The following is a 7,411-nucleotide window of genomic DNA, read 5'->3' as shown; positions in this document are numbered from 1 at the left end:
GGCTCAGCCCGCCCGCGCCGCGTCCTCCAGGATCAGCTCGGCGCCGCGCTCGGCCACCATCATCACGGCGGCCTGGGTATTGCCGGACACCATCCTCGGCATGACCGAGGCGTCCACCACTCGCAGGCCGTCCAGCCCGTTCACGCGCAGCCGGGAATCCGTCACGGCATCCGCGTCCGCGCCCATGCGGCAGGTGCCGATCGGGTGATAGATGGTCTGGCCGTTCTGGCGCGCGAAGTCCAGCCATTCGTCGTCGCTCTGCACGTCCTTGCCCGGACTCAGCTCGGCCGCCACGAAGGGCTGCAGGGCCGGCCGCGAGACGATGCGGCGCGCCGCCCGCATGCCGCCGACCAGGCTGTCGCGGTCGATCCGCGCCGCCAGGAAGTTGGGGCGGATGGCGGGCGCGGCCAGCGGATCGGCCGACACCGCATGGATCGAGCCCACCGATTCTGGCCGCAGCTGCGCCACGCCGATGGTCATGCCGGGAAAGCGGTCCAGGATGCGCTCGGCCGCGTTGGCATAGCTGGCGTGCACGAAGAAGAATTGCACGTCGGGCAGCGCGAGCTGCGGCGCGCTCTTGACGAAACCGTGCGCCAGCCCCGTGCCCAGCGTCAGGATGCCCTGGCGCGACAGCGCGTAGCGCGCCACCTGGCGCGCCAGCCGCCAGCCGCGCGACATCTCGTTCAGCGTCACCGTATTCTTCACGCGCCAGTTCATGCGCGTGGCGTAGTGGTCGATGTAGTTCTCGCCCACCTGCGGCAGCGCGTGCGCCAGCGGAATGCCCAGGCGGGCCAGCAACGCGGGATCGCCCACGCCCGACAGCTCCAGCAACTGCGGCGATTGCACCGCGCCCAGGCACAGCAGCGTTTCGCGACGCGCGCGCACCACATGCTCGCCGTCCTTGCCGCGATAGGCCAGGCCGACGCAGCGCCTGCCCTCGAACAGCAGCCGCGTGATGCGCGCGCCGCACTCGACGGTCAGGTTGGGCCGGCCCGAGGCCGGTTTCAGGTAGCCGTCCACCACGCTCCAGCGTCGCCCCCGGTGCTGCAGCACCTGGTAGTAGCCCACGCCTTCCTGGCTGCCGGCGTTGTAATCGGGATTGAGCGGCTGGCCGTCCTGCTGCGCGGCCTTCAGGAAGGCCTCGGCCACCGGGTAGCGTTCCGAGACTTCATGCAGGCGCATGGGGCCGTCGCGGCCGCGCCCCGCGCCGCCTTTTTCATAGGTTTCGATCTTGCGGAACAGGCGTTCGGCCTGGGCCCAGTTCCAGCCCGCCGCGCCGGCCGCTTCCCAGCCGTCGTAGTCCGCCGGCTGGCCGCGCACGTAGATCATGCCGTTGATCAGGGTGGAGCCGCCCACGCCCTTGCCGCGCGGCACGGCGATGCGGCGGCCATGCACGTTGTCCTCGGGCTCGGTGGAGAAGCGCCAGTTGTAGTCGGGATCGACCAGCAGCTTGGAAAAGCCCGCCGGAATGCCGATCCAGGGGCTGCGGGCCTCGTGGCCGGCCTCCAGCATCAGCACGCGGTACTTGCCGTCGGCGCTCAGGCGGTTGGCCAGGATGCAGCCGGCGGTGCCGCCGCCGGCGATGATGAAATCGTAGTCGCCCATCTGCTCAGGCCCGCACGCCCATCATCTCGGCCATCAGCGCGATCTGGCAGGCCAGCATGGGCGCGCCATGGTGGATGCGGCAGCCGCGCGCCGCCGCCGCTTGCAGCAGCGCCGTGTCGCGCGGCTGCATGATGACCTCGCACACCAGCTGGTCCGGCGTCAGGCGGCCGGCATCCAGCGGCAGCGGATCCGCGTCGCGCATGCCCAGCGAGGTGCCGTTGACGACCAGGTCGTGGCCGGACGGATCCGCCGTGCCGATGTCGATGCGGGCATCCGGCAGCAGCGACAGGATGCGCGCCTTCAGGTCCTCGGCCTTGGCCGTCGTGCGGTTGGCGATCGTCAGCCGCGCCACGCCGGCCTGCGCCAGCGCGAAGCCGATGGCGTTGGCCGCGCCGCCGGCGCCGGCCAGGTAGGCGCTCTTGCCCTTCGGGTCCACGCCGGCTTCGATCAGGCCGCCGACGAAGCCCTCGCCGTCCAGCATGTGCGCCGTCAGCTGGCCGTCGGCGTCGCGCCGCACCACGTTGGCCGCGCCGATCTTGCGCGCCACCGGCGTGGCCTCGTCGACCAGGTCCAGGATGGCCGTCTTGTGCGGCATGGTGACGATGAAGCCGCCCAGGTTCCGCAACTGGCGCAGCCCCTGCACGATCTGAGCCAGCTCCGCCGGGCGCGCGTGGAACGGCACGCACACGCCGTCGAAGCCCAGGCGCGCGAAATGCTCGTTCATGCGCTGCGGCGTCTTCACGTGGTGGATGGGGTCGGCCAGGATGCCGAACAGCCGGGTATGGCCGCTGATTTCCTTCATGGTGTGCTCCGAGGCTATTTCTGTTCCAGCAGCTCGCGCGCCACGGCGGCGATGCCGTCGGCGTCCAGCCGGTAGTGGGCATACAGCGCGGTGGGCGGCGCGATCAGGCTGTATTCGTCATGAATGCCATGGCGGCGCAGGCGCACGCCCAGGCCGCCGTCGGCCAGCACCTCGGCCACGGCCGAGCCCAGCCCGCCCATCACATTGTGCTCTTCCACCGTCAGCATGCGGCCGGCGGCGCCGGCCGCGGCCAGCACCGCGTCGCGATCCAGCGGCTTGATGGTGGGCATGTCGATCACGCCGACCGACAGGCCGGCCTCGCGCAGCCGTTCGGCGGCCTGCAGCGCCGCGTGCACGGCGATGCCGCAGGCGATGATGTTCAGGTCGCCGCCCAGCGCGTGCGTGATGGCGCGGCCGAACTGGAACGGCGCGCCATCGGCGTAGACCTGCGGATCGCGGCCTCGGCCGATGCGGAAGTAGATGGGCTCGGGCCAGTCGACGCTGGCCTTGATGGCCGAGGCCAGCTGCGGGCCGTCTGCCGGCGACACCACGGTCAGCCCGGCGATGGCGCGCGTGGTGGAGATGTCTTCGGTGGCATGGTGCGAGGTGCCGTAAAAGCCCAGGCTGATGCCGGTGTGATGGCCGATCAGGCGCACCGGCAGCCGGGTATAGGCCACGTCCATGCGGATCTGCTCGCAGCACAGCAGGCCCAGGAAGGACGCGAAGGTGGCGACGAAGGGCATCAGCCCCGTGGTGGCCATGCCGGCGGCGGCCGAGACCATGTTCTGTTCCGAGATGCCGAACTGCACATAGCGTTCGGGAAAGGCGGACGCGTAGCGGTTCAGGCCGTTCGAGTATTGCAGGTCGGCCGAGCCGGCCACGACGGGATGGCCGGCGCGCGTCAGATCGATAAGCGCGTCGGACAGATAGGACAGGCCGGGCGTGACCGCGTTGAGCGCGCGGTACTGCCAGGAATCAGGGGAGAGCGGCGCGGACGGCGCCAAGGCGTGTGGCCGGGTGTGCTGCTGGGATTGCGGCATGGCGGTTCAGATCTCGCGGGACAGGATTTCGGCGACAGCGGCATCGGCATCGGACGGGGCCAGGTAGCCCAGGTGCCAGCCGGGTTCGGTTTCCATATGGGACACGCCCTTGCCCTTGACCGTGCGGGCGATCACGCAGGCGGGCCGCTCGCGCGCGCCGTCCGCGCGCAGCCGGCGCAACAGCGCGGTCAACGCGGACAGGTCGTGGCCGTCGACCTCGTGCACGTCCCAGCCGAAGGCGCGCCACTTGTCGGCCAGCGATTCCACGCCGATCACGTCGTCGACCCGGCCATCGAGCTGGTAGCCGTTGCGGTCGACGATGGCGATCAGGTTGGACAGCCGGTGATGGGCGGCGAACAGCGCCGCTTCCCAGACCTGCCCTTCCTGCATCTCGCCGTCGCCCAGCATGACGAAGACGCGGAAATCGCGCTGTCCCAGACGCGCGCCGACCGCCATGCCGGCGCCGTTGGACAGCGCGTGGCCGATGGAGCCGGAGCTGAAGTCCACGCCCGGCACCTTGCTCATGTCGGGATGGTCGCCCAGCGGGCTGCCCAGGCGGGTGTAGTCATCCAGCCAGTCGCGCGGAAAGAAATCATGGTCGGCCAGCACCGGGAACAGACCGACGGCGGCATGCCCCTTGCCCATGAGGAAGCGGTCGCGGTCCGGCCAGGCGGGTTCGCCCGGCCGCAGCCGCATCACGCCGTAGTACAGCGCGGCGAAGATCTCGGCGCAGGAAAAGACCGAGCTGTAGTGGCCGACCTTGGCGATTTCGATCAGGCGGATGGTTTCGAGCCGGATGTGACGGGCCTTGCCCCGCAGCATCCGAAGCTCGTCCTGGGTGGGCATTTCCAGGTCCTGGGGCATGGCGTCTCCTGCCGTTTTTAGATATATCATATATAATATACCCATCGCGCTCGAATTGGCTATGCCGGGCTAGAATTCGTTCCGGATTCACCCGTTCCTTCCCATACGCACGCCGCAACCGCCATGCCCAGCCTTAAACCGGTCAAGAAAGAGAACCTGTCCGTCAGGGTCTACAACGAAATCCGCAACGCCCTGATCAACGGGCAGTACGAGCCTGGCGAACGCCTGATCATCGGCGAGCTGGCCCAGGAAATGGGCGTGTCCATCACGCCCGTGCGCGAGGCCATCTTCCGGCTCATCAGCGAGCAGGGCCTGGAGATGCAGGCCGCCACCGCGGTCTACGTGCCCTATGTGAATTCCGAGAAGCTGCGCGAGATCCAGCAGATCCGCTTCCACCTTGAAGGCATGGGCGCGGCGGAAGCCGCCAAGCACATCACCCGCAAGCAGCTCGACAACCTGATCGCGCTGCAACAGGAATTCCTGTCCTACACGGCCAGCGATCCCAAGCGGGCCAGCTACCTGAACCGCAAGTTCCATTTCGGCATCCTCGAAGCCAGCAACAAGCCCATCCTGCGCAACACGGTGGAATCGTTCTGGGTCATCACCGGCCCCATCCTGAAGGTCTTCCACGTCAAGACCGCCGGCATCGACTACACCCAGGACGAGCATCGCCACGGGGCCGTGCTGGCCGCGCTGGAGGCGCGCGACTCCGAGGCCGCCGCCCGCGCCATCCAGGCCGACCTGGTCTGGGGCGGCAAGATCATGATCGACTGGCTGGTCGAGCGCGAGAAGGAAATGGACTACCGCCCGCCCGCCCCACGCAAATAGGAAACCGCATGCTGACGATCTTCGGCGCTCCCGGCCGCTACATACAGGGCCCCGACGCACTGGACACCCTGGGCGAGCAGGCCGCCCTCTTCGGCCGCCGCGCCGCGCTGGTGATCGACGGCCCCATGCATGCCATCCTGGGCGCGCGCGCCCAAGCGCTGTGCGCCGCCAGCCAGGTGCGGGCAATGCCGCTGATCGTCGAAGGCGACCTGACGCCCGGGACCATCGAAGCGCTGCGCGCGCAGGCCGGCAGGCTTGACGCCGACATGGTCATCGCGGTGGGTGGCGGCAAGGCGCTGGACGCCGGCAAGGCGGTGGCGCGCTCGCTGCACTGCCACCTGATCACCGTGCCGACCGCGGCGTCGAACGACGCCCCCACCAGCAAGAACTACGTGCTCTACGACGCCGACCACAACCTGCTGGCGGTCGAGCACATGCTGTTCAACCCCACCATCGTGCTGGTGGACACCACCGTCATCGCCAGCGCGCCGGCCGCCTTCTTCCGCGCCGGGCTGGGCGATGCCGTGTCCAAGAAGTTCGAGGCCGAGCAATGCCGGCGCCACGGCGGCGCCAATATGTATGGCGGCAAGCCGCCGCTGGCCGCGCAGCTGCTGGCCGAGGGCTGCCTGCGCATCCTGCTGGAAGACGGCGCCCAGGCGCTGGCCGTGGCCGGCACCGGCCGGCCCACGCCCGCCTTCGAGCGCGCGGTGGAAGCCATGATCCTGCTGAGCGGGCTGGGCTTTGAAAGCGGCGGCCTGTCCATCGCCCACGCGCTCACGCGCGGCCTGCCCCGCATCGCCGGCCTGGCCACCTCGGCCCACGGCATGCAGGTGGCGCTGGGACTGCTGGTGCAACTGGATCTGGAAGCGCGCGACGACGGCGTGCTGGCCGCGCTGACGAGCTGGTACGCGCAAGTGGGCCTGCCCGTCAGCCTGCGCGAGCTGGGCGCCACGGCGCCGACGGACGCAGAGCTGGAAACCGCCGCCACCCTGACCTTGAACGCGCGCCACGCGGCCAACTTCGACCGGACGCTGTCGGTGGCCGAACTGGCCGCCGCGCTGCGACGGCGCGCCTGAGACCGGCAGCCTGAAACGCGCGCCGCGCATTCCTGCCTTTGCCTGTCGCGTGATCGACAAACCGGCGCCGCGATCTTCGGCGCCGGCGGGCCTCATCCCATCAATAGAGTTTCTGCGTGAAGCCGTCCACCACGATGGCCTGGCCGCTGACGCTGCGCGCCGCCTCGCTGGCGTTGAACAGCACCATGTTGGCGATGTCGCGCGCCGTGACCATGCGGCCCATCGCGGCCTGGTTCTCGTAGAGCGCGGCGATCTCCTCCACCGGCTTGCCCAGCGTCTCGGCCTTGGCGGCGATGACGGCGCGGATGCGCGGCCCTTCCACCGCGCCCGGCAGGATCGCGTTGACGCGGATGCCGTGCGGGCCCAGCTCGATGGCCAGCGACTTGGTGAAGCCGATCACCGCCCATTTCGACGCCGAATAGACCGAACGGCCGGCGAAGCCCAGGTGGCCGGCGGCCGAGGACAGGTTGATCATCACGCCGGCCTTGGACGCTTTGAGCAGCGGGATGGCCTGGCGCGCGCACAGGAACTGGCCGGTGATGTTGACGGCCAGCGTGCGATCCCAATCTGCCTTGGACAGGGTCTCGACGAAGCCGGTGGGGCCGGCCACGCCGGCATTGTTCACCAGCACGTCCAGCCCGCCCAGCTCGCGCGCCACGGCCCGGAACAGGGCCGCCACGCTGTCCTCGTCCGATACGTCGGCGCGCAGCGCGCGCACGCCGGGCAGCTCGGACGGCAGCGCGGCCAGCCGGGGCTCGTTCACGTCGCAGACGAACACCTGGGCGCCGGCGCGGTGAAACACGCGGGCCATCTCCAGGCCCAGCCCGTCGGCGCCCGCGGTGATCAAGACCTTCTTTCCAGCGAAATCGACTTCTTCGAACATGCTAGCTGCCTCCTGGTTCTCACATGGCCAATGCCACTTGGTGATATACGATATATTTTTTCATTACGCGGAATAGGATTCCGAAATCAAAACAGGGACAGGCTTTCCGGCAGGCTGAAGCAGCCCGCAATCTTGCCTTTCGTTGCGCCAGAATCGGCCGCAAAGGCTTTATTCATGCGGCTTGAGGGAAATCCCCGATTCGTCCTCCTGGCACCGCCACTAGAATCCATGGCGAGGTTTCACGACCCGATATCACATATATCATATATTCAAAAGACGGACGCAGCACCGGCCAGTCCGCATCCCATACCGA

At 68.9% G+C, this 7,411-nt stretch carries 7 protein-coding genes; 2 read left to right on the top strand and 5 right to left on the bottom strand.

Annotation, left to right across the window (positions count from 1 at the left end; genetic code table 11):
- Positions 1 to 3 precede the first annotated feature (3 nt).
- Genes AC6LJ9_RS08310 through AC6LJ9_RS08295 form a run of 4 tightly spaced genes read right to left on the bottom strand, consistent with a single transcriptional unit; the run spans position 4 to position 4,269 of the window.
- Positions 4 to 1,605, bottom strand: coding sequence for a GMC family oxidoreductase (locus AC6LJ9_RS08310; RefSeq protein ID WP_498147186.1), 1,602 nt, complete (start codon positions 1,603 to 1,605; stop codon positions 4 to 6).
- A gap of 4 nt (positions 1,606 to 1,609) precedes the next feature.
- A complete protein-coding gene (locus AC6LJ9_RS08305; protein ID WP_498147185.1) occupies positions 1,610 to 2,407 on the bottom strand; it encodes a shikimate dehydrogenase family protein in 798 nt (265 codons plus the stop codon).
- 14 nt (positions 2,408 to 2,421) lie between these two features.
- The gene (locus AC6LJ9_RS08300; protein ID WP_498147184.1) at positions 2,422 to 3,447 is read right to left on the bottom strand and encodes a transketolase family protein; all 1,026 of its coding nucleotides are present in this window, start codon (positions 3,445 to 3,447) and stop codon (positions 2,422 to 2,424) included.
- Positions 3,448 to 3,453: 6 nt separating this feature from the next.
- Positions 3,454 to 4,269, bottom strand: a complete 816-nt coding sequence (locus AC6LJ9_RS08295) for a transketolase (RefSeq protein WP_498147187.1) — start codon at positions 4,267 to 4,269, stop codon at positions 3,454 to 3,456.
- Positions 4,270 to 4,434: 165 nt separating this feature from the next.
- On the opposite strand from AC6LJ9_RS08295, the gene AC6LJ9_RS08290 reads away from it, so the two are divergent.
- Positions 4,435 to 5,139: a GntR family transcriptional regulator gene (locus AC6LJ9_RS08290; protein ID WP_103275669.1), complete on the top strand. Its 705-nt coding sequence runs from the start codon at positions 4,435 to 4,437 to the stop codon at positions 5,137 to 5,139.
- 8 nt (positions 5,140 to 5,147) lie between these two features.
- Positions 5,148 to 6,215: a glycerol dehydrogenase gene (locus AC6LJ9_RS08285; RefSeq protein ID WP_498147183.1), complete on the top strand. Its 1,068-nt coding sequence runs from the start codon at positions 5,148 to 5,150 to the stop codon at positions 6,213 to 6,215.
- 100 nt (positions 6,216 to 6,315) lie between these two features.
- Here the strand turns inward: AC6LJ9_RS08285 and AC6LJ9_RS08280 are convergent, their stop codons facing one another.
- Positions 6,316 to 7,098 (bottom strand): SDR family oxidoreductase, encoded by a 783-nt coding sequence (locus tag AC6LJ9_RS08280; protein WP_498147182.1) that lies wholly within the window; start codon positions 7,096 to 7,098, stop codon positions 6,316 to 6,318.
- Positions 7,099 to 7,411 lie beyond the last annotated feature (313 nt).

It is taken from the genome of Achromobacter sp. 1011811831 (genome assembly GCF_059760905.1).
Note: the sequence above shows the minus strand (reverse complement) of the source record. Positions and strands in the feature narration are given on the sequence as shown.